The sequence below is a fragment of the Glutamicibacter sp. NPDC087583 genome (assembly GCF_044743685.1).
GTDB lineage: Bacteria > Actinomycetota > Actinomycetes > Actinomycetales > Micrococcaceae > Glutamicibacter.
Genome location: NZ_JBIUWY010000001.1, coordinates 845,019 through 869,055 on the forward strand (window position 1 = coordinate 845,019; position 24,037 = coordinate 869,055).

General features: G+C 61.3%; 20 protein-coding genes and 1 tRNA gene. 17 read left to right on the plus strand and 4 right to left on the minus strand.

All coding sequences use genetic code 11. The annotated features are described in order from the left end of the window. Positions 1-94: 94 nt before the first annotated feature. From ileS to ndk, 4 genes are read left to right on the plus strand one after another with little or no spacing between them, the layout of a single operon-like run. Positions 95-3,355, plus strand: coding sequence for an isoleucine--tRNA ligase (gene ileS, locus ACIOU9_RS04030; protein WP_402696101.1), 3,261 nt, complete (start codon positions 95-97; stop codon positions 3,353-3,355). Positions 3,356-3,411: 56 nt separating this feature from the next. After that, the gene (locus ACIOU9_RS04035; protein WP_388022955.1) at positions 3,412-4,707 is read left to right on the plus strand and encodes a bifunctional folylpolyglutamate synthase/dihydrofolate synthase; all 1,296 of its coding nucleotides are present in this window, start codon (positions 3,412-3,414) and stop codon (positions 4,705-4,707) included. Continuing rightward, complete coding sequence (locus ACIOU9_RS04040) at positions 4,707-5,141, plus strand: DUF4233 domain-containing protein (RefSeq protein WP_105658487.1); 435 nt, start codon at positions 4,707-4,709, stop codon at positions 5,139-5,141. Before ACIOU9_RS04035 ends, ACIOU9_RS04040 begins: the two co-directional genes overlap by 1 nt. 40 nt (positions 5,142-5,181) lie before the next feature. After that, a complete protein-coding gene (gene ndk / locus ACIOU9_RS04045) occupies positions 5,182-5,598 on the plus strand; it encodes a nucleoside-diphosphate kinase (protein WP_105658488.1) in 417 nt (138 codons plus the stop codon). 63 nt (positions 5,599-5,661) lie between these two features. On the opposite strand, the gene ACIOU9_RS04050 is transcribed toward ndk, so the two are convergent. Then, entirely contained in the window at positions 5,662-5,868 is a 207-nt protein-coding gene (locus ACIOU9_RS04050; protein ID WP_105661425.1) for a hypothetical protein, read from the minus strand. A gap of 352 nt (positions 5,869-6,220) precedes the next feature. Then, positions 6,221-7,510 carry an AI-2E family transporter gene (locus ACIOU9_RS04055; RefSeq protein WP_105658490.1) on the minus strand — a complete coding sequence of 430 codons (1,290 nt, stop codon included), beginning with the start codon at positions 7,508-7,510 and terminating at the stop codon, positions 6,221-6,223. Between the two features lie 407 nt (positions 7,511-7,917). On the opposite strand from ACIOU9_RS04055, the gene ACIOU9_RS04060 reads away from it, so the two are divergent. Continuing rightward, a complete protein-coding gene (locus tag ACIOU9_RS04060) occupies positions 7,918-9,066 on the plus strand; it encodes a M14 family zinc carboxypeptidase (protein WP_402696103.1) in 1,149 nt (382 codons plus the stop codon). Positions 9,067-9,141: 75 nt separating this feature from the next. On the opposite strand, the gene ACIOU9_RS04065 is transcribed toward ACIOU9_RS04060, so the two are convergent. Both ACIOU9_RS04065 and ACIOU9_RS04070 read right to left on the minus strand, forming a co-directional pair. Next, on the minus strand, positions 9,142-9,729 hold the full coding sequence (locus ACIOU9_RS04065) for a GNAT family N-acetyltransferase (protein WP_105658492.1): 588 nt from the start codon (positions 9,727-9,729) through the stop codon (positions 9,142-9,144). Positions 9,730-9,989: 260 nt separating this feature from the next. After that, the gene (locus ACIOU9_RS04070) at positions 9,990-10,613 is read right to left on the minus strand and encodes a vitamin K epoxide reductase family protein (RefSeq protein WP_402696105.1); all 624 of its coding nucleotides are present in this window, start codon (positions 10,611-10,613) and stop codon (positions 9,990-9,992) included. Positions 10,614-11,219: 606 nt separating this feature from the next. Between ACIOU9_RS04070 and ACIOU9_RS04075 the strand changes: the two genes are divergently transcribed. The 12 genes from ACIOU9_RS04075 to ACIOU9_RS04130 all read left to right on the plus strand — a co-directional run bounded on the left by ACIOU9_RS04075 (position 11,220) and on the right by ACIOU9_RS04130 (position 23,859). Then, positions 11,220-14,063 (plus strand): Rne/Rng family ribonuclease, encoded by a 2,844-nt coding sequence (locus ACIOU9_RS04075; protein ID WP_332489128.1) that lies wholly within the window; start codon positions 11,220-11,222, stop codon positions 14,061-14,063. 228 nt (positions 14,064-14,291) lie between these two features. Then, positions 14,292-14,600, plus strand: coding sequence for a 50S ribosomal protein L21 (gene rplU, locus ACIOU9_RS04080; protein ID WP_013349163.1), 309 nt, complete (start codon positions 14,292-14,294; stop codon positions 14,598-14,600). A 48-nt stretch (positions 14,601-14,648) separates the two neighbouring features. Then, the gene (gene rpmA / locus ACIOU9_RS04085; RefSeq protein WP_013349162.1) at positions 14,649-14,903 is read left to right on the plus strand and encodes a 50S ribosomal protein L27; all 255 of its coding nucleotides are present in this window, start codon (positions 14,649-14,651) and stop codon (positions 14,901-14,903) included. A gap of 124 nt (positions 14,904-15,027) precedes the next feature. Continuing rightward, on the plus strand, positions 15,028-16,617 hold the full coding sequence (gene obgE / locus ACIOU9_RS04090; RefSeq protein ID WP_402696107.1) for a GTPase ObgE: 1,590 nt from the start codon (positions 15,028-15,030) through the stop codon (positions 16,615-16,617). A 3-nt stretch (positions 16,618-16,620) separates the two neighbouring features. Next, positions 16,621-17,778, plus strand: coding sequence for a glutamate 5-kinase (gene proB / locus ACIOU9_RS04095; protein ID WP_105658496.1), 1,158 nt, complete (start codon positions 16,621-16,623; stop codon positions 17,776-17,778). Between the two features lie 16 nt (positions 17,779-17,794). Further along, entirely contained in the window at positions 17,795-19,081 is a 1,287-nt protein-coding gene (locus ACIOU9_RS04100; RefSeq protein WP_105658497.1) for a glutamate-5-semialdehyde dehydrogenase, read from the plus strand. 118 nt (positions 19,082-19,199) lie between these two features. Next, entirely contained in the window at positions 19,200-19,412 is a 213-nt protein-coding gene (locus tag ACIOU9_RS04105) for a hypothetical protein (protein WP_105658498.1), read from the plus strand. Between the two features lie 2 nt (positions 19,413-19,414). Continuing rightward, positions 19,415-20,020, plus strand: coding sequence for a nicotinate-nucleotide adenylyltransferase (nadD, locus tag ACIOU9_RS04110; protein ID WP_105658499.1), 606 nt, complete (start codon positions 19,415-19,417; stop codon positions 20,018-20,020). A gap of 82 nt (positions 20,021-20,102) precedes the next feature. After that, positions 20,103-21,428, plus strand: a complete 1,326-nt coding sequence (locus tag ACIOU9_RS04115; protein WP_402696109.1) for a hypothetical protein — start codon at positions 20,103-20,105, stop codon at positions 21,426-21,428. A 57-nt stretch (positions 21,429-21,485) separates the two neighbouring features. Beyond that, positions 21,486-21,866, plus strand: a complete 381-nt coding sequence (gene rsfS / locus ACIOU9_RS04120) for a ribosome silencing factor (RefSeq protein WP_105658500.1) — start codon at positions 21,486-21,488, stop codon at positions 21,864-21,866. 72 nt (positions 21,867-21,938) lie between these two features. Further along, positions 21,939-22,011: transfer RNA gene (locus tag ACIOU9_RS04125), tRNA-Ala, on the plus strand. A gap of 111 nt (positions 22,012-22,122) precedes the next feature. Further along, entirely contained in the window at positions 22,123-23,859 is a 1,737-nt protein-coding gene (locus tag ACIOU9_RS04130; RefSeq protein WP_105661571.1) for an HNH endonuclease signature motif containing protein, read from the plus strand. Positions 23,860-24,037: the final 178 nt, after the last annotated feature.

The following is a 24,037-nucleotide window of genomic DNA, read 5'->3' on the forward strand; positions in this document are numbered from 1 at the left end:
TGCGGCGGGGGATAAGCGGGGTGGTACCGCGGCATTCGTGCCGTCCTCGTAGGCAAGGATTTATCGACCCTACGCTTGAAGGACGGCCCATTCGATGAGCTTCTACCCGAAGGTCACTACAGACCCAACCGGTTCGACCCCGGCTTCACCGCGATTCCCAGATCTTGAGAAGCGCGTCCTCGAATACTGGAAGAACGACGACACTTTCCAGGCCTCCATTGACCAGCGCGAGGGCGAAGAATTCGTCTTCTACGATGGCCCTCCCTTCGCTAACGGCCTGCCGCACTACGGCCACCTGCTCACCGGCTACGTCAAGGACCTGGTAGCGCGCTACCAGACCCAGCGCGGCAAGCGCGTGGAGCGCCGCTTCGGCTGGGACACCCACGGCCTGCCAGCCGAGCTGGAAGCCATGAAGCAGCTGGGCATGACCGACAAGAAGCAGATCGAAGCCATGGGCATCGACAAGTTCAACGACGCCTGCCGCACCTCGGTGATGAAGTATGCCGATGAGTGGAAGCAGTACGTGAACCGCCAGGCTCGCTGGGTCGACTTCGAAAACGACTACAAGACCCTGAACGTCGAGTTCATGGAATCGGTCATCTGGGCTTTCAAGCAGCTTTCGGACAAGGATCTGACCTACAAGGGCTTCCGCGTGCTTCCGTACTGCTGGAAGGACGAGACCCCGCTGTCCAACCACGAGCTGCGCATGGACGACGACGTCTACAAGAACCGCCAGGACCAGACCGTCACCGTGGGCTTCACCATCCTTGCCGGTGAAACCGAAGCCTCCAAGGCACTTGCCGGCGTGCAGGCCCTGGCGTGGACCACCACCCCGTGGACCCTGCCAACCAACGCCGCACTGGCCGTGCACCCGGCGATCGACTACGTCGTGGTTCCTGCAGGCGAGGCCGGCGTGAAGGCTTCGGCCGCCGCCGGGCCATTCCTGCTGGCCCGCGACCTGCTGGGCTCCTACGCCAAGGACCTGGGCTACAAGGATGCCAAGGAAGCCGCTGCGGCCATCACCTCCAGCTACACCGGTGAGCAGCTTGCCGGCGTGCGCTACCAGCCGCTGTGGGACACGTACACCGACACCGAGAAGTACGGCACCGAAAACGCCTGGCAGATTCTCACCGCCGACTACGTCACTGTGGCCGACGGCACCGGCATCGTGCACCAGGCTCCGGCCTACGGCGAGGATGACCAGAAGGTCTGCGAAGAGCACGGCATCCCGGTGATCCTCTCGGTAGACGAGGGCGCCAAGTTCCTTCCTGTCTTCGGCAACGGCCCGCTGGCCGAGATCGCCGGTGTGCAGGTCTTCGACGCCAACAAGACCATCACCAATGTGCTCAAGGACGAGGCCAAGCTGGTCAAGCAGGCCTCCTACGAGCACTCCTACCCGCATTGCTGGCGCTGCCGCACCCCGCTGATCTACCGCGCGATCTCCTCGTGGTACGTCGAGGTCTCCAAATTCAAGGACCGCATGGTCGAGCTGAACGAGCAGATCAACTGGATCCCGGGCAACGTCAAGCACGGCCAGTTCGGCAAGTGGCTGGAAAACGCCCGCGACTGGTCCATCTCGCGCAACCGCTACTGGGGTTCGCCGATCCCGGTGTGGGAATGCACCGGTGCCGAATGCGAGCACCGCGAAGTCTTCGGCTCGCTGCAGGAAATGCAGGACTTCTTCGGCCGCATGCCGGTCAACCACGAAGGCCAGCCTGACCTGCACCGCCCATTCATCGACGAGCTGACCAAGGCCCATGAGGGCTGCGCCGAATCCGGCACCCTCAAGCGCGTGGAAGACGTGCTCGATGTCTGGTTCGACTCCGGCTCGATGCCGTACGCCCAGGTGCACTACCCGTTCAACAACCAGGAATGGTTCGATTCCGGCCACCACCCGGCGGACTTCATCGTGGAGTACATCGGACAGACCCGCGGCTGGTTCTACACCATGCACGTGCTCTCCACCGCGCTCTTCGACCGCCCGGCCTACACCAACGTGATCTCCCACGGCATCGTGCTGGGCTCGGACGGGCAGAAGATGTCCAAGTCCCTGCGTAACTACCCGGATGTCACCGAGGTCCTGGACCGCGACGGCTCCGATGCCATGCGCTGGTTCCTGATGGCCTCGCCGATCCTGCGCGGCGGCAACCTGGTCGTGACCGAACAGGGCATCCGCGATGGCGTGCGCCAGGTGCTGCTGCCGCTGTGGAACGTCTGGCACTTCTTCAACCTCTACACCAACTCCGCCAACAACGGGGCCGGCTACGAGGCCAAGCGCTCGATGGACTCCACCGACCCGCTGGACCAGTACATGCTGGCCGCCACGGGCCAGCTGGTACGCGAAGTCACCGAGGCACTGGATTCCTACGAGGTCTCCGATGCTACCGAGGCCGTGCGCCAGTACATGGACACCCTGACCAACTGGTACGTGCGCCGTAGCCGCCAGCGTTTCTTCGATGAAGACACCCAGGCCTTCGACACCCTGTACACCGCGCTGGAAACCCTGGTGAAGGTCACCGCTTCGCTGCTGCCGCTGGCCAGCGAAGAGATCTTCCGCGGGCTGACCGGCGAACGTTCGGTGCACCTGGAGGACTGGCCAGAAGCCAGCGAATTCCCAACCGACGCCGCGTTGCTGGAAACCATGGAAACCACCCGCAAGATCTGCTCCGTGGGCTCCTCGCTGCGCAAGGCCAAGAACCTGCGCGTGCGCCTGCCGCTGGCCGAGCTGAAGGTTGTGCTCACCGGCGCTGCCCGCCTGGAAGGCACCTACGCGTCGATCATCAAGGACGAGCTGAACCTGAAGGCCGTCACCTTGATCGATGCCGAAGGCGTCGACGCCGCCAGCTACGGCATCAGCCAGCAGCTGGTAGTGAACGCCCGTGCGGCCGGTCCGCGCCTGGGCAAGAACGTGCAGCAGGCGATCAAGGGCGCCAAGTCCGGGGACTGGTCGGTCACCGACGGGGTGGTCACCGCGGGAGGACTGGAACTGGCCGAGGGCGAATACACCCTGGACACCGTGGTGGATGCAGCAGGCGAAATTGCCGCGGCAGTCATCGACGGCGGCTTCCTGGTGCTGGATACCGAGGTAACCGAGGCACTGGCTGCCGAAGGCACCGCACGCGACATGATCCGCTCCATCCAGTCCGCCCGCAAGGACGCGGACCTGCAGGTATCGGATCGCATCCACACCGTGGTCACCGCCAACACGGCCGCCATCGCGGCACTGGAAGCGAACCGCGAGCTGGTGGCAGGTGAAACCCTGACCGCGCAGCTGGAACTTGTCGCCGATGATTCGGTAGATGGCGAGCAGGTCACCGTGGCCAAGCTGGATTCTGGAAAAGTCGAGGCCAACTAGTGAGCGAATTGGACCGCGTCTACGCGCAACTGCTTTCCCGTGCGCCGGAAAACAAGATGGAACCGCGCATGGATCCGATGTTCCGCGCGATGGAGATCCTCGGCGAGCCGAACAAGGCTTGCCCGGTCATCCACATCACCGGCACCAACGGCAAGACCTCGACCGCACGCATGATCGAGTCGCTCTTGATGGCGCACGACTTGCGCACCGGCCGCTACTCCTCGCCGCACCTGATCTCGGTCACCGAGCGCATCGCCATTGACGGTGCCCCGGTAGACGACGGGACCTTCGTGCGCGTGTGGGATGAAATCAGCCCGTTCCTTCAGATCGTGGACACCGAGCTCGTCGAGCGCGGCGAAAACAAGCTGACCTACTTCGAAGCTGTCACCATCCTGGCCTTCGCGGTTTTCGCCGAGGTTCCGGTGGATGTCGTGGTGCTCGAAGTCGGCCTGGGCGGCATCACCGACGCCACCAACGTGGCAGATGCCGACGTTTCGGTGATCACCCCGATCTCCTTGGACCACACCGATCTGCTGGGGGATACCCCGGGCGAGATTGCCGAAGAAAAGGTCGGCATCCTCAAGCCCGGCGGCTACCTGGTCTCTTCGGTGCAACCGGTGGATGCCGCCGACGTGCTGCTGGCTCGCGCCCGCGAGCTTGAGGTGCCGGCAGCTTTCGACAGCCTGGACTTCAAGCTCCTGGAACGCCAGCATGGCGTGGGTGGGCAGCTGCTGTCCATCCAGGGCCAAGCGGCGCGCTACGACGAGATCTTCCTGCCATTGTTCGGTGCCCACCAGGCGCAGAACGCCACCGTGGCCTTGGCTGCGGTGGAGGCCTTCCTGGGCGGCGGCCAGCGCGAGCTGAATGCCGATCTGGTCCGCGACGGCTTCGCGGCCGCCACCAGCCCGGGCCGCCTGGAACTGGTCCGCGCGGCACCGAGCATCCTGGTGGATGCCGGCCACAACCCGGATGGCATACGCGTCACCGCAGAGGCGATCAAGGAATCCTTCGGCTTCACCCGCCTGGTGCTGATGGTTGGCATCTTGCAGGAGAAGGACGCCGAAGCAATGCTTTACACCATGCGCGAGCAGTACGGTGACATGGTTGAGGACATTTGCATCACCCAGTCGTCCTCGCCGCGGGCCATCCCGGCCGGCGAACTGTCCACCATGGCGATCGACGCTGGCTGGCCGGAAGAGGACATCCACGTCACCGAGGACCTGGAAGATGCCATCGAATGGTCGGTGGGCCGCGCCGAGGCAGGCAACGACTTGTCCGGCGGCGTGCTGGTGACCGGTTCGATTACGCTGGTGGGCGAGATTTCACTGTTGCTCAAGGGAGGCGAATCCTGATGGCTAAACTCACCCGTGCCCAGCGCGAGTGGCGTCCTGGGATGAAGAAGAAGCAGCGCTCCACGAAAATGATGTTCGCATCAACAGTGCTGGTCTGCGAGGCGCTGCTGGCGGTGTTCGTCACCCTCGCGGCCTTCGGGCTCAAGCGTGGCGGAGAACCGGTGGTCGTGCTCAGCCTCGGCGCTGCCGTGGCGCTGCTGTGCATCTTCAACTGCGCCCTGCTGGGCAAGAAGATCGGCTACATCATCGGCTGGATCCTGCAGGTAGTGTTCTTCCTGTGCGGCTTCATCCTGCCGGACATGTTCTACCTCGCAGCGGCCTTCGCCCTGTGCTGGTGGTATGCGCTGAACAAGGGCGGCGAAATCGACGCAGTGAACAAGCGCCGCGCCGCCGCCCAAGAAGCCTGGGAAAAAGCGAACCCCGAGCAAGCCTGAGAACCTAAGAAGTACATCAACGATACGAAGAGGTAGTCACATGACTGAACGTACCCTGATCCTGGTCAAGCCAGATGGCGTCAAGCGCGGTCTGACCGGACAGATCCTTGGCCGCATTGAAGCCAAGGGCTACACCATTGCCAAGCTGCAGCAGCTGGAAGCTACTCGCGAGCTGCTCGCCGAGCACTATGCAGAGCACGAAGGCAAGCCATTCTACGAGCCGCTGGTTGAGTTCATGCTCTCCGGTCCGGTGGTAGCGATCGTGGCTGAAGGCCAGGGCGTTATCCCCGGCTTCCGTTCGCTGGCTGGCACCACCGACCCGACCACCGCGGCTCCAGGCACCATCCGTGGCGACTTCGGCCGCGACTGGGGCCTGAAGGTCCAGCAGAACCTGGTCCACGGTTCGGACTCCGTCGAGTCCGCCGAGCGCGAGATCGGCATCTGGTTCGGCAAGTAGATCGAAACGCGAAAATCCCGGCAGTTGGAAACTGCCGGGATTTTTCATGCCTGGAAGCGGGTCCTAGAACCAGTCATCCAAACTGTCCTGGGCGAGCATAGCTCCTTGCGGGCTAGCTGCCTGCTGCACCGAACTTCCGAGCGCCTGTGCGGTCGAGTCCAGCGGCAGCTGCTCTGCAGCGCCGATCCTGACCACCTGGTGGTGGTCGGTGATAGGGCCGACTATGTGCGAAAGATACTTATCTGCTCCGTCATTGCTGAATTCCAGCACGTGGATACCTCCCAGTCTTCAGTGCGCGTTAGCACATTGATTGCGGGCGAAGCGTGGCGCGGGTTTTCCCTGTTGGGGAAAACGAAGAGATGCAGCAAAACTTCTCAAGGCGATTGCGCATCCCGCGTCGCTCCACTTCCATCACTTCAGTCACATTAAACACACAAACCACATCCACGGCAACGCGGGATCGGGTCCACCGGTCTTGTCCCCAGCGCGAAAACCCCGGGAAGCCGGGGCTGGATGAGGGCATGAACTCTTTGAGAATTAATTGGAAATAATTCGATCAAGAGCATTTAAGTGGCAAAAGGAAGGGCGCCCCTGACGTGCAGGAGCGCCCCAGCCGCAACAGCTACTCGGAATCCTTGAGGGATTCCTGGTGCTGTTCCTTCGCTTCGAGTTTGTCGAAAGCCGCTTGCTCTTCGCTGATCTCGACTTCAGACTTGATGTCCTCGCTGGCTTCAGCCACCGCATCGGATTTGTCGCGCCCGGTCCATACCTTGATCACCGCCCATGAAGCGGCCACCAGTGGCACCGCCAGGACGGCGCCAACGATGCCTGCCAGGACGGTGCCTGCGGTCAGTGCCATCAGCACGACCAGTGCATGCAGGCTCAGGGCGTTGGCCATGACGACCGGCTGCAGGAAGTTGCCCTCCAGCTGGTTCACCAGGATCACCGCAGCCAGCACGATCAGCGCCACCACAGGTCCGTTGGTAACCAATGCAATCAGCGTGGCCAAGATGCCGGCAACGGTCGCACCTACCATCGGCACGAAGGAGCCGAGGAAGACGATGACGCCTAGCGGGATGGCCAGTGGAACCTGCACGATCAGCAGCGTCGCGGTGATGCCCAAAGCATCCACTGCGGCCACGGTGGCAGTACCGCGGATGTAGCCGCCGAAGGTGCGCAGCGCGCGGTCGCCGGAAAGAATCCACTTGTTGCGGTAGTGGCGTGGAGTCCATGACACGGCAAAGGCCCAGATCTTGTCGCCGTCCTTCAGGAAGAAGAACAGGATTACCAGCAACAGGACCAAGCCGGTCACGAAGCTGCCTGCTGCGCTCAGCGTGTTCAAAGCGCCGGTGCCGAACTGGGAACTGGTCAAGAAGCCGGTTACCGTTTCGACAACATTATCGATCTGGCTCTGGTCGACGCTGAAAGGCATCGTGCCGATGAAGCCCTGAACCATGTCATTGAGCTGGTTGAAGCCCTCAACAGCTTGGTCAACGAGCTTTGGCCATTCCTTGATGACCGAGAAGACCAGGCCGGTGCCAATGCCTCCGAGGACCAATAGGGATCCGAGGAAAACGATCCATGCTGCCAGCATCGGGGAAACAAACTTGCGCAGCTTGACCACCAGGGGCCACAACGCACAGGAAATGATGACGGCCAGCAACGTCGGGATCACGATCATGGTCAAGCGGAGCATGCCGATGATGAGGAATGTTGCCAGCGCGCCAACTACCAGCAGCTGGGCGCTTCGAATGCCTAGGCGTCCTAGCAAGTCGGTCCACAGGCTGGTGACCGTGAAATCTGGTTTGGCGTCCCTGGCCGGAACACGGTGGTGCTCGGCAGGTGTCGGCTTGTCGTCCTGAGGTTGCTTTTTCAACAACGCGGCGGGCCTGACCTTACGGAAAAAAGCCATAGTCGCTCCTTGTAGCTGGTTCTGATAGCTCTAACAATAGGCTAACGACTTGACAAGGTCCCAAGGCAACACCGAAATGCTGATTTTTTGGCGTTCGCACTGGCCACTAACCCGTTTTCGTGCCCGAAGGCTTTGATTCGTGCACCCACGGGCTGATTTCCCCGGCATTCCTGCGGCGGGAATGGCTCTGCGGCGACGGTGGCTGCAATGATGCCCGGCTTTTCGCAAATCCGTTCTTGAAGTGCAATGTCGCGGTATGCGCCGGTCCATTGTCATCGTGCGGCAGGTCACATAAGGTGAGGTGTGGCTGGTGCCATTTGGATTAGTCAATCGGAATGCTCCACGGGCCATTCGAGCACTCGCACGGTACAAGGAGCAAAGCTTTGCCAGATCCCAGGAAATCATCATTGTCCAAGCGATCCATCGCGCTGGGTGCGGCGGTCTTCGCCGTCGTTGCGCCGTTGGGGTTAGCGGCGCCGGCCAACGCCGATGCCAATTTCCCGTCGCCTAACGGAGAAACAAATATTTCGAGCATTCTCAGCTACGAAGACACAGTCAAGGAATTGCAGAAGATCGAATCCAATTCCCGGTTCGACGTTGATGCGTTCACGCTCCAAGAGGCAGGAACGCAGGTCAGCGAGTCAGAACAGGGCAGGGATCTGTATGTGGCAACTGCGGGGCACGGCCCTGAGGACGTTTGGCTGCAGGGGCGCATCCACGGCAATGAGCCCTATGGAACCGACTCGCTCCTGACGCTGCTCAAGGAGCTTGGCGCCAACGGATCGGCAGACTACGACCTGCTCCGTGACAAGTACACCTTCCACTTCATCCCGATGTACAACCCCGACGGTTCGGAGGAGAATGTTCGGCAGACAATTTTGTGGGATCAGGAAACGAATGCTCCGCAGCTTGATGCCAGGGGCAACCAGCAAAGAGTCGACCTGAACCGCGATTGGACGCTGGAGGGCTTCGTTGCCAACGAATCACTGGCGTATTACGAGTACTGGACAATGGTGGATCCCGCGTTCGGCGTCGATGTGCATCACCAGGGCCTGAAGAAGGAGTGGGGTACAGGCGATGACGTGACTTTGTCGCTCGGTATCTCCCTCGCGCCAGGTGGCCCGACCTTGCCTGGAATCGAGAATGGCGCTTATGACGTGCTTACTCGCCAGATGCAAGTGCATGTGTATGACGAGCTGTCGAAGTACGGCGCGTTCAACATCGACCGCTACCAGGTGGGCGACGGAATGGAAATCGACATCAAGGGCGGCGTCGTCTCTGCAATGATGCTGGGCTTGAACTACCGGGGGCTCAATGCCGACGGGCATCGAAACCCGGTGGTCTTCTTTGAAACCAGTGGAAATAGCAGTGACGGAAGCCTCGGGCAGAAGTCCCGCGGCAAGTTGATTCGCCAAAATGTTCTTGCGCTCAAGGAATTGCTGCTCGGAATGGCATCGGGCGAAGTCCAGCAAGAAGATCCAGAACGCTGGGAAGAAATCCCTCACCAGCCTGTAACGGGCTATCAGACCGATTATGCGGGTCTGGTCCAGAAGTGAACTGACGCAGCAGAGCTGGGGCCGCGCAGTGCGCGGCCCCAGCTCTGTTGAGGTCTCGTTCTCTGCCTGTGCGGACTACCTGGCGTTGAAGTACTCCTTGGCCAGCAGGCCCATGATGATCTTGTCGTGGAACGACCCATCGTGGAATCCAGCCTGGCGCACCCGGCCCTCTTCGCGGAATCCTGCGCGGTTAAAGGTGCGCAGTGCGCGCTCGTTGTACGCCCAGGCATTCAAGCCGATGCGGTTCAAGCCCATCTCGCGGAAGCCGTAGTCGATGATCATCTTGGTGGCCAAGGTGCCATAGCCTTGGCCCACATTTGAACCACCGATCATGATCATCAATTCGGCCGAACGGGCCGGCGCGTTGTAGTCGTACAAAGCGGTGTGCCCGATCAGCGTGTCATCGGGAAGCGTGATGGAAAGTCCCACGCCGTCGGTAGTGCCACGGTTGACGCTGCGCGATTTGAAGAGTTCTGCGGCTTCGGTGATCGGGTGGGGAAGTACCAGGTTGCCCTGCAGGGCCATGAATTCTGGGCTATTCCACCATTGGGTGAGGAACGCAAGATCTTCCTCTTGTAGTTCACGGAGCCGAAGGTGTTCGGAAATCAGCAGGTTGATTCCGTAGTCCTGGGCATTTTCTGTGTTCCATATGTCACTTGCCATGCTTCTAATCTACCGGGTCTAGCTGGGCAGTATCCGGAAGATCGTTGACGGCGAACCCTTCCCGGCCTTGCCGATGGCCGTTTTGACGCGGATCGAATGCCGAAGCGGGATGTCTTGGCGCCGGTGGCGCGCCGGGGTGCAACAAGCAGTGGCACAAGGCCGGCCGACCTGGTTGGCGGCGGGGTGGGGGAGCGCCAGGAACAGCACTGCGGGGCCGCTACCGAAGTAGCGGCCCCGCAGGTGGGCATGGAAGCCGGGCTCTAGCCGAAGAAGGCGAGCGGGAAACGCAGGACGACCGATGCGGCAACGAGCGCCCAGATGACGGCGGTAATGATCCAGCTCCACTCGGCGAAGAACTTCTTCACGCCGGCTCCAGCAGGAATCACGCCGGTAAGCACATTGCGTGCGGTCGTGAACACGAACAAGGGAATCGTCATGGCCCACACGACCATGCAGTAAGGGCACAGGGCGTTGATTTCATACAGGGCCTGGGACCAGAACCAGATCACCAAGCCCATAGCGGCGGTGATGCCCAGCTGGAAGCACAGCCAGAACCAGCGCTTCAGGTTTGTTGCGCCGGCCAGCAGGGCGAAGCCGATGGCGATAACAACAGCGAAGCAAACGATCCCGAAGAAGGGATTGGGGAATCCGAAGATTCCTGCCTGCTCGGATTTCATCACGGTGCCACAGGAGATCCAGGGATTGACGTCGCAACTGGTGATGTAGTCGGGGTTCTTGTACAACTCCAAGCGTTCCAGGACCAGGATTCCGGCGGCGAGCCAAGAGATCAATCCCGTAACGATGATGAACAGCCCGAAGCCGCGTTCCTTAGCCCACCAGGGCAACACGCCCGAGCCGTGGCTATTTTCTTGTAATGAAACCATGTTTTGACTATTCCATAAGTTCATAGGAAAGCGGGTTATTCCGCCAAGGCCTTTTTCATACTAGGAAGCATTTCTGTGCATCTGGTGAGAAGCAATGAACAAGGCGTGAACGAAATATGAGAGAATGGGAATGGTTGTTCGCGGATCCACAGTCTGCTTTCAACCCGACGACAGACTTTTGAAACAACAGATCGACAGGCGATGCATCGCTTCGGTTGAGTGCCCAATATGTGCGCCTCCCGGGGGAATACCGCGGATCGTAGGGCTGCAAAGGAAAGCAGCCGGTTTTCTTAGGCCACGTTGATCCGCAGGATTTGCGCCTGGTTCAGAAATTTGGACCAGCGTCGAACCCGCGGAAAATAGCGAGCTTTTGTGTCCGGACTACTGGAAGATAAGTAGGCCAAGCGACACGTGATGATTGTAGTTTCAGCAACGGCGCCGTCTGTGGAGGATGCCCGAGCGGGACATAGTAGGAGTACGCGAATTTAAATGAGCGCAGCAAATCAACGAAAGGGCGGAACGCAAGGTAATAAGCGGGGCAACCGTTCAACACGAGCCCGCCGTACCAGTGTTTCAACCACACCCGCGCGACCACTGCGTCGCGCCATGACCTTGGCCGAACTCAATGCCGCTGCCGGCGTCGAGGAAAGCCCATACCGCTGGCGGGCCACCCGCCGCACCCAGATTTCCACCCCTGATTCCACCAAGCGGGCCAGCCGCCAGGCCGAACGCCGGGCGCAGGCAGTGCGCAATACCGCGAATGACGAGGCCGTAGAGGTCGCCGCGGCCAAGCAGGAAGACGTCCAGGACAAGCAGGAAGACGTCCAGGAGCAGAGCGCTGAAATCGCTGCCCCGGCCGAGCAGGAAGTTGCACCGGTTGAGGAAGCGAACGACGTTGACCAGACCGGCATGCTGCTGGCCGAACACGGCAGCACCATGATCTTGAATCCTTTCGCCGTGCCGGAAACAGCTCAGGCTGTTCTGGCCCAGGCTGTTGCGAAGAAGCAGGAACCTGCTCGCCGCGCAGCTGCCGCAGATCCCGAGGCAGACGCCGATGCCGACGACGTGACTTCGCGCCGCCGCCGCCGCCGTCGCCGCGGGGAAGTGGATCTGGAACTTGAGGGCGGCTCGCAGGATGATCCGCCGAACACCGTTACCCGTGTGCGCGCCCCGCGTGGCAGTATCGAAAGCCACAGCTCGGTCAACGACAAGGTCGCTTCGGTGCGCGGTTCCACCCGATTGGAAGCCAAGCGCCAGCGCCGCCGCGAATCACGCGAAACCGGTCGCCGCCGCCAGGTGATCACCGAGGCCGAGTTCCTGGCCCGCCGCGAATCCGTCGAGCGCAAGATGATCGTGCGCCAGCGCGAGGACCGCATCCAGATCGGCGTACTGGAAGATGGAGTGCTTGCAGAGCACTTCGTCTCCAAGACCCAGCAGGATTCGCTGATCGGCAACGTGTACGTCGGCAAGGTGCAGAATGTGCTGCCATCCATGGAAGCTGCTTTCGTGGATATCGGCCGCGGCCGCAACGCCGTGCTGTACGCAGGCGAAGTGAACTGGGACGTAGCGGCTCTCGAAGGCGCGCCGCGCCGTATCGAGAACGCCCTGAAGGCTGGCGACTCGGTCCTGGTGCAGGTCACCAAGGACCCGGTAGGCCATAAGGGCGCCCGGCTGACCAGCCAGATCTCCCTGCCTGGCCGCTACCTGGTCTACGTGCCAGGTGGATCGATGACCGGCATCTCGCGCAAGCTCCCTGATGTCGAACGCCAGCGCCTGAAGAAGATCCTGAAGGACCACCTGCCGGAAAACGCGGGCGTCATCGTGCGCACCGCCGCCGAAGGCGCTTCCGAGGAAGAACTGACCAACGATATCAACCGGCTGCGTGCGCAGTGGGAAGGCATCGAAGAGCAGGCCAACTCCACCAAGACCCTGGCTCCGGAACTGCTGTACTCGGAACCCGATCTGACCATCAAGGTGGTCCGCGACGTCTTCAACGAGGACTTCACCAAGCTGATCGTCTCCGGTGACCACGCCTGGGACACCATCGAGGCCTACGTCATGTACGTGGCACCGGATCTGATGGGCCGCCTGGAGAAGTGGGAAGCCGAAGAGGACATCTTCGCCAACTTCCGTGTGGACGAGCAGATCGCCAAGGCGCTGGACCGCAAGGTCTTCCTGCCTTCGGGTGGTTCGCTGGTCATCGACCGCACCGAAGCGATGACCGTCATCGACGTGAACACCGGCAAATTCACCGGTTCGGGCGGCAACCTCGAAGAGACCGTGACCAAGAACAACCTGGAAGCGGCCGAAGAAGTGGTCCGCCAGCTGCGCCTGCGTGACATCGGCGGCATCATCGTCATCGACTTCATCGACATGGTCCTGGAATCCAACCGCGATCTGGTGCTGCGCCGCCTGGTGGAGTGCCTGGGCCGCGACCGGACCAAGCACCAGGTTGCTGAAGTGACCTCGCTGGGTCTGGTCCAGATGACGCGCAAGCGCATGGGCACCGGCCTGCTCGAAGTCTTCGGTGAAGAGTGCGAGCACTGTGCAGGTGCTGGCTTCATCACCCACGAAGAGCCAGTTGAATCGCGCAAGACCTTCAACTCGCAGGGCGAAGCGCACAGCAAGAAGTTCAACGACAAGCCAAGCCGCAACTCCCGCCGCCGTCGTGGCGGCGAGAAGGACGAGCAGAAGCCAGTTGAGAAGCAGGAGCCGGCAGCAGGGGAGAAGGACGAAGCCACGCGCAACGCCCTGGCCAGCATTGCCGCCGCTTCGCACCTGGATGCCGCTGCTGAAAACGCAGTGAGCATCGAGGGCGAACAGATTCCTGTGGCCAAGTCCGCGGCGTCTGCGCAGGGCACCGAGGCCTCGGTTACCCTGGAAGCGCTGGAAGCAGCGTTGCCGGGCCAGGATGAGTCCAGCGACGAGCAGGACGGCAGCCGCAAGCCGCGCCGCCGTTCACGCTCCCGTGGACGCGGACGCAACCAGTCCGAGGAAAACGCTTCGGGCAACGAGGAAGCTCAGGCCAACCAGGAGCAGCAGGCTGCTCCTGAACCTGTTGCCGCCTCGACGTCCCAGGAGCAGCCGCGCAAGCGTTCACGCCGTGCTTCGCGTCCGCAGGAAGCGGCACAGCAGGACCAGCCGGTGCTCACCGGCCTGGCCATGCCTGCTGCCAGCGCGCCAGCTGAGTCCAGCAGCCCCGCGGCTTCCGTCCCAGTTGCCGCCACCGCGGCAGCCCCACAGAATTCCACGAAGCCAAAGCGTCGCAGTCGTCGGGCCACCTCGGTCCAGGGCGATGCGACTGCAGAGGTTCTCGTGGCAGAGGTATCCGCCGCTACCGGTTCGGTAGTTCAGATGGATGCCTCCGGTTCGCAGAAAGATAAGCCAGCTGAGCCTGCCGGGCAACCGGTAATGCTCGGTGTGGGTGTTCCAGTACGCGAACTGAAATAGATGAACTTGATCACGCTTCCCTCGCTGGGGCAGTTTGTATTTGCTCCAGCGGTGTGGACTAGCGTAATCTAGTTGATCGGTGCTAAACGCCAAGATCACGGACTTTTGGTCCGCTCGGCGTCAAGGCACAAGCGCATGAGATCCCCGGGATCGCATCCACTTTGTGGGTGTTCGGGTCGATATCTGCGCCGGTAAGACAATAAACGTCGAGTAGAAGTGAGTACCCACGTGGTGTACGCAATTGTCCGCGCAGGCGGCCACCAGGAGAAGGTTTCCGTTGGAGACCTCATCACCGTTGACCGTCTTCAGGCTGCCCCAGGCAGCTCCATCGAGCTTCCAGCTTTGCTGTTGGTAGATGGCGAGAAGGTAACTTCCGCAGCTGCCGATCTGGCTAAGGTCACGGTCACCGCTGAGGTTGTAGAAAACCTTCGCGGCGAGAAGATCGTAATCCAGAAGTACAAGAACAAGACCGGTTACAAGAAGCGCCAGGGCTTCCGTGCCGCTCTGACCAAGGTCAAGGTCACCTCGATCGCCTAATTCAGGCAATCGTAGAATCCATTTTTGTAGCGAAAGAGGCTAAAAGGCATGGCACATAAGAAAGGTGCGAGTTCCACTCGCAACGGTCGCGATTCCAACGCACAGTACCTAGGCGTAAAGCGCTATGGTGGACAGGAAGTCAAGGCAGGCGAAATCATCGTTCGCCAGCGTGGCACCCACTTCCATCCAGGCGCCGGCGTAGGCCGTGGCAAGGATGACACCCTGTTCGCATTGGCTGCTGGCGCAGTCGAGTTCGGCACCCGTCGTGGTCGCCGCGTGGTGAACATTGTGGCTGCTGCCTAATTCAGGCAACAGGCAAATTTTTTAGTACACAAGGGGTGGGCCGATTTCGGTCCGCCCCTTGCGTGCATAGTTAGACTTTTAAGCGAGTAACCCTCGCAACCCCGTACTAGGAGAAGATGGCCCCGTGGCTGCATTCGTTGATCGCGTAACCCTTCATGTCACCGCAGGTAATGGTGGCCACGGTTGTGTGTCCATCAAGCGTGAGAAGTTCAAGCCGCTTGGCGGTCCCGACGGCGGCAACGGCGGCAAGGGCGGAGACATCATCCTGCGCGTCGACCCCCAGGTCACCACGCTGCTGGACTTCCACCACCTGCCGCACCGCAAGGCCGGCAACGGCGAGCCGGGCAAGGGCGGTCTGCACCCGGGCAAGAGCGGCGAGGACCTGGTCCTGGGCGTACCTGCCGGCACCGTCATCAAGACCAAGGACGGCGACATCCTCGGCGACCTGGTCAAGCCGGGCGATGAATACATCGCCGCAATAGGCGGCATGGGCGGCCTGGGCAATGCGTCCATCGCCTCGGACAAGCGCAAGGCCCCGGGCTTCGCGTTGCTGGGCATTCCCGGAACCGGCCAGGATATTGTCCTGGAACTGAAGTCCATGGCGGATATCGCGCTGGTGGGCTACCCATCGGCCGGCAAATCCTCGCTGATCGCCGCCGTGTCCGCGGCACGCCCGAAGATCGCCGACTACCCGTTCACCACCCTGGTGCCTAACCTGGGTGTCGTCGAAGCAGGCGAAACCCGCTTCACTGTCGCCGACGTGCCTGGCCTGATCCCTGGAGCCTCCGAAGGCAAGGGGCTGGGCCACGAGTTCCTGCGCCACGTTGAGCGCTGTGCCGCCATCGTGCACGTGCTGGACTGCGCCTCGCTGGAAGCGGACCGCGACCCAATCAGCGACCTGGACATCATCGAAGCAGAGCTGGCCAACTACGAAGCCGACTCCACCTTCGCCGGTACCGACGGCACCATCGTGCCGCTGATCGAGCGCCCGAAGCTGATCGCACTTAATAAGGTTGACATGCCAGACGGTGCCGACATGGCTGAATTCGTACGCCCTGAGTTGGAAAAACGCGGTTACCGCGTCTTCGAGATCTCCGCGCTCTCGCGTAACGGATTGCGTGATCTGTCCTTCGCTATGGCTGAATTGGTAGAGCAGGCACGCGCTGAACAGGTTGTTGAAGCCCCAGTAGTCGAGGTGCCTGTGATTCGTCCACGTACCACCAAGCGTACCGAGTTCACCATCCGCCGCGAGGAGCAGAACTTTGAGCCAATGTGGCGAGTTATCGGTGAAAAGCCGGAACGCTGGATTATGCAGACCGATTTCCGCAACGATGAAGCTGTCGGCTACCTGGCTGACCGCCTGGCCAAGCTGGGTGTCGAAAACCAGCTGTTCAAGGCCGGCGCCAAGCCAGGGGACGCGGTAATCATCGGCGCCGAGGACAACGCAGTGGTCTTCGATTGGGAGCCAACTATGGCAGCCGGCGCCGAACTGCTCGGCGGCAGCCGACGCGGCGAGGACATCCGCCTCGAGGATCGCGGCGATCGCAAGACCCGCGAGGAAAAGCGTGCCGAGCACGAAGAGCGCCGGGCGGCCAAGGCATCGGCTCGCGCCGAGCTGGAAGCCGAACGCAAGGCCGGCGTCTGGACCGAATCGGTTGACTCCAAGTACGGACGAAAGACTGCGGAACCAAAGGCAACCCAGGAGGAAAATTAAAGTATGAGTGAAAGTGCCACCAAAACAATTTCAGCCATTACCTCGCCCCACCAACTGCCTCAAGCCAAGCGCTTAGTGGTCAAAGTTGGATCCAGCTCGCTGACCACGGTCAGCGGCGGGATATCCCACGAGCGGTTGAAGTTCCTGGTGGACACTCTCGCTGAAACTGTCAACAACGGTACCGAGGTCATTCTTGTATCCTCAGGTGCCATTGCCGCCGGTCTGGCCCCGCTCGGGTTGGCCAAGCGTCCCAAGGACCTTGCCACCCAGCAGGCCGCGGCGGCCGTTGGCCAGGGTCTGCTGCTGGCGCAGTACACCCAGCTTTTCGATGAGTACGACCAGCGCGTAGGCCAGGTGCTGCTCACCGCCGACGACCTGATGCGCCGCTCTTCCTACACCAACGCGCTGCGCTCCCTGGTTCGCTTGCTGAACCTGGGCGTGCTGCCCATCGTGAACGAAAATGACGCGGTCGCCACCCGCGAAATCCGCTTCGGCGACAACGACCGCCTCGCCTCGCTGGTGGCCCACCTGGTCAAGGCCGACGCGCTGCTGCTCTTCTCCGACGTGGACTCGGTCTACGACGCGCACCCTGATGACGGTGGCAGCCGCATCACCACCATCGAGCACCCCGACGAACTCGAAGCGGTGGACCTGGGCACCCCGGGGGCAGCCGGAGTCGGCACCGGCGGCATGATCACCAAGGTCGATGCCGCGACCCTGAGCTCCTCGGCGGGCATTCCCACCCTGGTGACCAGCACCGACAATGCCGCCAAGGCGCTGCGCGGACAGGATGTAGGCACCTGGTTCGCCGCCCGCAACTCCCGCCGTTCGGCCCGCGACGTCTGGCTGGCCTATCTGGCTTCCATCGAAGGCAAGCTGATCCTGGATGCCGGCGCAGTCAAGGCCATCGAAAAGGGAACCAACTCGCTGCTGGCAGCCGGCATTACCGCCGTCCGCGGGGAATTCGAGGCTGGTGACGCCGTAGAGATCTGCGACGCGGAAGGAACCCCCTTCGCTCGCGGGCTGGTGAACTTCAGCTCCCATGAACTGCCCGAGATGCTCGGACACAACACCACGGATCTGGTTGAGGAGCTGGGCGAAGGTTACGACAGATCAGTAGTGCATGTTGACGACCTAGCTTTGATCGAACCCATTTTCTAGAATGAGGAGCATGAGTATGGATGCCGTAAACACCGAAGAAACGACCACCGACGTCACCACCTCGGTCCACCAGCTGGCCGACCGTGCACGCCGCGCCGCACGGATCCTCAAGCGCGCCAACCGCGACTGGAAGGACCGCGCCCTCGCGGCCATGGCTTCGCGCATCGACCAGAATCGTGCGATGATCCTGCGCGCCAACGAGAAGGACCTGGCTGCCGGCCGCGCCAATGGCACCTCCGAGGCCCTGCTGGACCGGTTGAAGCTCGATGGCAAGCGCATCGACGGCTTGATTTCCGCGCTGCATGAACTCGCTGGCCTGCCCGACCCGGTCGGTCGCGTGGTGCGCGGGGAAACCCTGCCCAACGGCCTGCGCATGCGCCAGGTCAACGTCCCGCTGGGCGTCATCGGCACCATCTACGAAGCGCGTCCGAACGTCACCGTGGACATCGCTGGCCTGGCGCTCAAGAGCGGCAACTCGGTGCTGCTGCGTGGCGGTTCGGCGGCGCTGAACTCCAACCAGGCGCTGGTCGCGGTGATCCGCGACGCGCTGGAGTCCGTCTCCCTGCCCCGCGACATCGTGATCTCGGTCGACGAATTCGGCCGCGCCGGTGCCGACGCCATGATGGGCGCGCGCGGAAAGATCGACGTGCTCATCCCGCGTGGCGGCCGCGAGCTGATCCAGCGCGTGGTCACCACCGCCAAGGTCCCGGTAATTGAAACCGGCGAAGGCAATGTGCACATCTTCCTCGACGCGAGCGCCGACGAGGAAATGGCCGTCGATATCCTGCTCAACGCGAAAACCCACCGCCCCAGCGTCTGCAACACCGTGGAGACCCTGCTGGTCCACAAGGATGCCGCTGTGGCCCCGGCAGTGCTGCAGGCCCTGGCCGCAGCCGGCGTGAGATTGCACACGGACGACCGAGCCGCCGCGCTGGTTCCGCAGCTGCCGACCATCCCGGCGGGGGAGGATGACTGGCGCAACGAGTACCTGGACTTGGATATCGCGGTGAAGGTCGTCGATGGCATGGACCAGGCCCTGGAGCACATCCGCGCCTACTCCACCGGCCATACCGAGGCGATCATCACCTCCACGCTGGCTGCTTCCGAGCAGTTCGTGGCGGAGATCGACTCGGCTGCGGTGATTGTCAACGCCTCGACCCGGTTCACCGACGGCGGGCAGCTGGGCCTGGGCGCAGAAGTAGGCATCTCGACCCAGAAGATGCACGCTCGCGGCCCGATGGGCCTGGCCGAACTGACCACGACCAAGTGGATCGTCCAGGGCGACGGGCACATTCGCAAATAGTTTCTGACCGCCCTTTTCGGTACGATGTAGAAGAAACGTACCGTTACTTTTCGAGCTACTGATCCAGCCGCCCAGGTTGCTGGCTTAGCGAACTCGTGAAAACGACTGGAGAATTATCTTGAACGCGCTGATTTTGGCTTCGGAAGCCGCTTCCACCGGCATGGATCCTCACACTTTCGCTGTGATCGTCGGTGGGGGCATCTTCGCAGCACTGATGGTCCTGCTGCTGATTACCGTTTCCTACACCAACGTAGGCAACCGCCACGAGGCAAAGCCTGAACCAGAGGACACCCACCGCCAGTTCAAGACTCACGTACCACATAGCCACTAGTCTTGGCAGAGCAAAAGCCTCAAGACCGCCCATTGCGCCTCGGCGTGATGGGCGGTACTTTTGACCCCATCCACAATGGCCACTTGGTCGCTGCCAGCGAGGTAGCCGCCGAGTACGGCCTGGATGAGGTCGTTTTCGTGCCCACCGGCCAGCCTTGGCAGAAGGCCGATCGCCAGGTCACCAGCGCTGAGCACCGCTACCTGATGACCGTGATCGCCACCGCGTCGAACCCGCGCTTCACCGTAAGCCGGGTCGACGTCGACCGCGAAGGCGCCACCTACACGCGTGACACCTTGCTCGATCTGCGCGCCTTGCGCCCGGATGCGGAGCTCTTCTTCATTACCGGTGCCGACGCGATGAGCCAGATCATGAGCTGGCGCGACATCGACCAGGTCTTCGACCTCGCCCACTTCGTTGGCGTGAGCCGCCCTGGCTATGTCATCGCGGATGTGGGTCGCGACAATGTCTCGCAATTGGAAATTCCGGCACTGGCAATTTCCTCTACCGATTGCCGGGAGCGTGTCGCCGCCGACAAGCCGGTTTGGTATCTTGTGCCGGACGGTGTGGTGCAGTACATTGCAAAATATGGGCTGTATACCGAGTCGTAACCTCACATAAGGTGGGGTAGCACGGCATAATCTCTAGGTAAGGGTGACGGTATTTGTCTATGCGGTCGGGAGAAGTATCAGGATGAGCGATAACTCGCAGCCGGTTTCAAGCAGGCGAGCTCTGCGCGAAAAACGACGTGCTGAGATGGAAGCTTTGCTGGCCAACAGCAAGGCCGAGCAGGCAGCCAAGGAGCACGCGTCGAAAAGCGCGGAAAAGGCCGAGGATTCGGCGAAGCCAGCGAAATCTGACGCGACCCCAAAGGCCAAGCCGGCACCCAAGGCAGAGCCAGCAAAACCAGCTCCAGCCAAGCCGCAGCCGGCCAAGCCAGCCGCCAAGACCGCAGGTGCCAAGCCAGAAGCGGCCAAGCCGGCTGGAGCCCCAGCCAAGGCTCCCAGCGCAAAGCCTGCAGCTGAGCCAGCTAGCGCACCACAGTCCGAAGAGTCCCTGGGTGAACGGGCGTCGTTGCGCCGTGCCCGTGACCGCGAGGCCTTGCGCGAGCGTCGTCGACTGGAAGAAGAGGTCGGCGCGCTGACCACTAATATTCCAACGGTCGCCCCCGCGGAGGAACCTAAGCCGCTGACCCGCCGTCAACTGCGCCTCCAGGCGCTGGCAGACCAGGGCAAGGCCGAGCCGAAGGCCCCGGCCGCCAAGAAGCCTGCGCCCAAGGAAGACGACCCGGAGACTACGGTCATGAGCGTCGAGCAGGCGCTAGCCGCCCGCCGTGCCCACGCGCCGAAGACCCCGGTCGATCCAAACCTGCTGGGGGAGGACGATTCCGAGATCGATCTCGAAGTGCTCGCCCACCAGCGTGAAATGGCAGCCCGCGCGGCCATCATTTCCCGCCGTGCCGCGGAACGTGAACGCCTGCGCATCCAGAATGCCAACCAGGGCAAGGACGACAAGGCCTCCGATCCTTTCACCGGCGCCATGGGCAACATTCGCGAGGTCGAGGACCGCATCGCCAAAACCGGCGTGCAAGGGCCCAAGACCCAGAGTGTTTCGCTGGACTTCAACGCCGGCGGCAAGCTCAGCTCCAAGAAGGACGAAGCGGCACCAGCAGCCAAGAAGCCTATGGCCAAGCCGGCGCCCAAACCCGCAGCGAAGGCCCCCGCCAAGCCTGCGGCCAAGGCACCGGCCAAGCCTGCAGCCAAGCCAGTTGCAAAACCAGCCGCTAAGCCTGCGCCAAAGGCGCCGGCGGATCAGAAGGCTGAAACCCATACGGCCCAACCGGCCCCGGACGTTGACATGCCACGCATCGATGCGGTCAATGCACAGGGATTGCAGCCACTTGACGTGCAGGCGCACGGCCTCCGCCGCGCCAATAACATGCTGATCGCGATGATCGTCGCCCTCAGCGTGGGCGGTGCAGCATTGATTGCTGGCTTGATCATGTTGCTTGGCAACTAGTTTTCGTAGGACAATTAGGTTCTCGATCTACACCTCTATAAGGAGACACTCCACTCTATGGGAGCACACGCCGAATCAATTGCCCTCGTGAAAGTTGCCGCGCACGCGGCTTCCGAGAAGATGGCAGAAAACATGGTCGCGCTGGACGTTGCCGACCGCTTGGGCGTCACCGACGCTTTCTTGATTGTCTCTGGTGGATCAGAACCTCAGGTGAACGCAATCGTCGATGAAATCGTCGCTGAGGTGCTCGACGAGTACAGCATGCGTCCGATTCGCCGTGAAGGCTTCGGCCAGGGACGCTGGGTCCTGCTGGACTACGGCGACGTAGTCGTCCACGTTCAGCACCAGGAAGACCGCATCTTCTACGCGCTCGAACGCCTGTGGGCCGACTGCCCAGTCATCGAGCTGCCTGAGGAACTTTCTGAAAACCAGAAGTAACCCTCAATTTGCATCCTGATCAGGTAGTCATCTATGATTATGGAGTTGCCTGATCAGGGCAGCAATCCTTTTGGGGGTATGGCGCAGTTGGTAGCGCGTCTGCATGGCATGCAGAAGGTCAGGGGTTCGAATCCCCTTACCTCCACAAATTAAAATCCTGAAATTTCGGTTTGTCCGAGATTTCAGGATTTTTTGTTTTCCACAAACCGTGTTGCCCACCGCCGGTGCCCGCGATGCCCACGGCATGCTGTATCCCATGAGCACAGTGACGGCACAAGCACTATCGAATCTGGTCGAGGCGGGCAAGCTAATCGCCTTGGCTACTTCGATCCTGTCCGGCGACGTACCGGCCGGCCACGCTGCGATATTCGCGCTGTATGTCGAGGAAATCAACCAAAAGCTCAGTCGGGCACAGATCCACGCAGCTCATGCCCTACGCCGCACCGGTGCACACAAACTTGATCAGGCCTCCTTCCAAGCGGTCAGCGATGCTGGTGTCGATCCCACGCTGGAACAACTTGAAGCCGCCGAAGGACATGCCACTACCGGGCGCACCCATTTCAAAGACGCCAAAGGCATGATGACCGACTGGCTGAATATTCCGCGCGGCACTGCAGGAACTCGGCTAGTCCAAGCCGACTGCCTGCTAGGTGGTGTCGATCAAGCAGGGCAACCGGTAGAGCCGTGGCTCCCGGAGCTAGCCGCGCAATTCGAAGCCCCGAATGTGGACCCGCGATTGGTAGCTTCTACGGCCTTGAAGCTGCATTCGGCACGTAATGATTTCGGCGACGATGAAACCGGCCAGGCGGAGAAAGCGCGATTGGAAGCAGAATCAGTCGCTTTCCTGCGCTCAGAACCCAAATCGGCTCGTAAGCACATCAATGACTTGGTGGCTCAGGTGAAAGCCGGCAAACGCCCGCTGAAAGCTCTGCTGGAGCGCATTGGCATCTTCAAGAAGGGCATGCGCCAGGGCCTGATCGAGTATACGCTTCGTGTGTTGCCCTCCCAGGCGGCGTATATCGAGGCCTACTTCGCGCAACTGGACAATCCTGCCACCGTGGCCGGGAACAGGGACGGCTTGAAAGACGCCGAGGCTCAATTCACGGGTCAGCAGGACTCCGGTTGGGACGATGCGGAGTCCAAACCGGACTGGGCAAAAGACGATCCGGTGGCGGACGAAGAAACCGAAGACGATAGTCCGCCGGCAGACAACAACGAACAAGTTTCGGAGACCTCGGATGACGAGGAAGAATGTTGCCGGCCGGGGGATCCTGAAGAACGTAATACTGAATCAGCTACCAATGGTGCAGTCACTCCATGGGAGGATTTGAAGCCCGAGCGACGCCGTTTAGTTGGATTCATGGCAATGCTGATGAGTGACAGGACGAGCACCAGTGACCCGCCGGGTCAACGTGCTGGGTTGGTCGCACCGCAGGTGAGCATCATTCTGAATTGGGACAAGATGCAAGAGCAAGCACAAGACTTCGCGGTCACCAGCAGTGGGATGTCCTTGTCTGCTGGTGAAGTCAGAACTGCGCTGTGCAATGCCGGAGTGTATCCGGTAGTGCTCAATGGCCAGAGCCTGCCCCTCGATTTAGGCCGGACGCAACGACTGTATTCGAAGTCCCAGCGCCGTGCGATCCGAGCCGCCTACCGGGGCTGTTCCTATCCTGGATGCAGCATGCCCGTAGAACGGTGCGAAATTGATCATCTGGACGCGTGGGAAAAGGGTGGACGAACGGATATCAAGTCTGCCGGGTTGAATTGCCTGATACACCACACTGCCCGGCATTGCGGGTTGTTCCACGCGGTGAAGATTCCGGAGAGCAGGCCGATGGTATTGCTTTCACCAGAATTGGATCCGGAACAGAAATTGCGGATCAATACGTATTTCATGACTCCCGCAGAGGCATTGGAAGCTGAAGCGTTGGCGGATGAAACGACAGCGAAGTGGCGCGCGGGGGAGCTGGACGTAGAAATCGTCGAACCTTGAGATCCCCCTAGCAAGATTCAGCCGCCGACGAGCGGAGGACCGTTTCAGCGCCGATATTCTCGCCGGAGTTGCGATACTTGAATGAACGAAGATCATTCAGGAGCAATATGTCACGTGTTCAACGCCGGGCTGCGAATTCCCGACCATTTTTCGGTACCCAGAATTCGTCGCATACCTC

What these genes read in the sequence shown, in the direction of transcription:
- ileS (WP_402696101.1), top strand. Translation starts at nt 95, where the DNA reads ATGAGCTTCTACCCGAAGGTCACTACAGACCCAACCGGTTCGACCCCG.
- ACIOU9_RS04035 (WP_388022955.1), top strand. Translation starts at nt 3,412, where the DNA reads ATGGAACCGCGCATGGATCCGATGTTCCGCGCGATGGAGATCCTCGGC.
- ACIOU9_RS04040 (WP_105658487.1), top strand. Translation starts at nt 4,707, where the DNA reads ATGGCTAAACTCACCCGTGCCCAGCGCGAGTGGCGTCCTGGGATGAAG.
- ndk (WP_105658488.1), top strand. Translation starts at nt 5,182, where the DNA reads ATGACTGAACGTACCCTGATCCTGGTCAAGCCAGATGGCGTCAAGCGC.
- ACIOU9_RS04055 (WP_105658490.1), bottom strand. Translation starts at nt 7,510, where the DNA reads ATGGCTTTTTTCCGTAAGGTCAGGCCCGCCGCGTTGTTGAAAAAGCAA.
- ACIOU9_RS04065 (WP_105658492.1), bottom strand. Translation starts at nt 9,729, where the DNA reads ATGGCAAGTGACATATGGAACACAGAAAATGCCCAGGACTACGGAATC.
- ACIOU9_RS04070 (WP_402696105.1), bottom strand. Translation starts at nt 10,613, where the DNA reads ATGGTTTCATTACAAGAAAATAGCCACGGCTCGGGCGTGTTGCCCTGG.
- ACIOU9_RS04075 (WP_332489128.1), top strand. Translation starts at nt 11,220, where the DNA reads ATGACCTTGGCCGAACTCAATGCCGCTGCCGGCGTCGAGGAAAGCCCA.
- rpmA (WP_013349162.1), top strand. Translation starts at nt 14,649, where the DNA reads ATGGCACATAAGAAAGGTGCGAGTTCCACTCGCAACGGTCGCGATTCC.
- proB (WP_105658496.1), top strand. Translation starts at nt 16,621, where the DNA reads ATGAGTGAAAGTGCCACCAAAACAATTTCAGCCATTACCTCGCCCCAC.
- ACIOU9_RS04100 (WP_105658497.1), top strand. Translation starts at nt 17,795, where the DNA reads ATGGATGCCGTAAACACCGAAGAAACGACCACCGACGTCACCACCTCG.
- ACIOU9_RS04115 (WP_402696109.1), top strand. Translation starts at nt 20,103, where the DNA reads ATGAGCGATAACTCGCAGCCGGTTTCAAGCAGGCGAGCTCTGCGCGAA.
- rsfS (WP_105658500.1), top strand. Translation starts at nt 21,486, where the DNA reads ATGGGAGCACACGCCGAATCAATTGCCCTCGTGAAAGTTGCCGCGCAC.
- ACIOU9_RS04130 (WP_105661571.1), top strand. Translation starts at nt 22,123, where the DNA reads ATGAGCACAGTGACGGCACAAGCACTATCGAATCTGGTCGAGGCGGGC.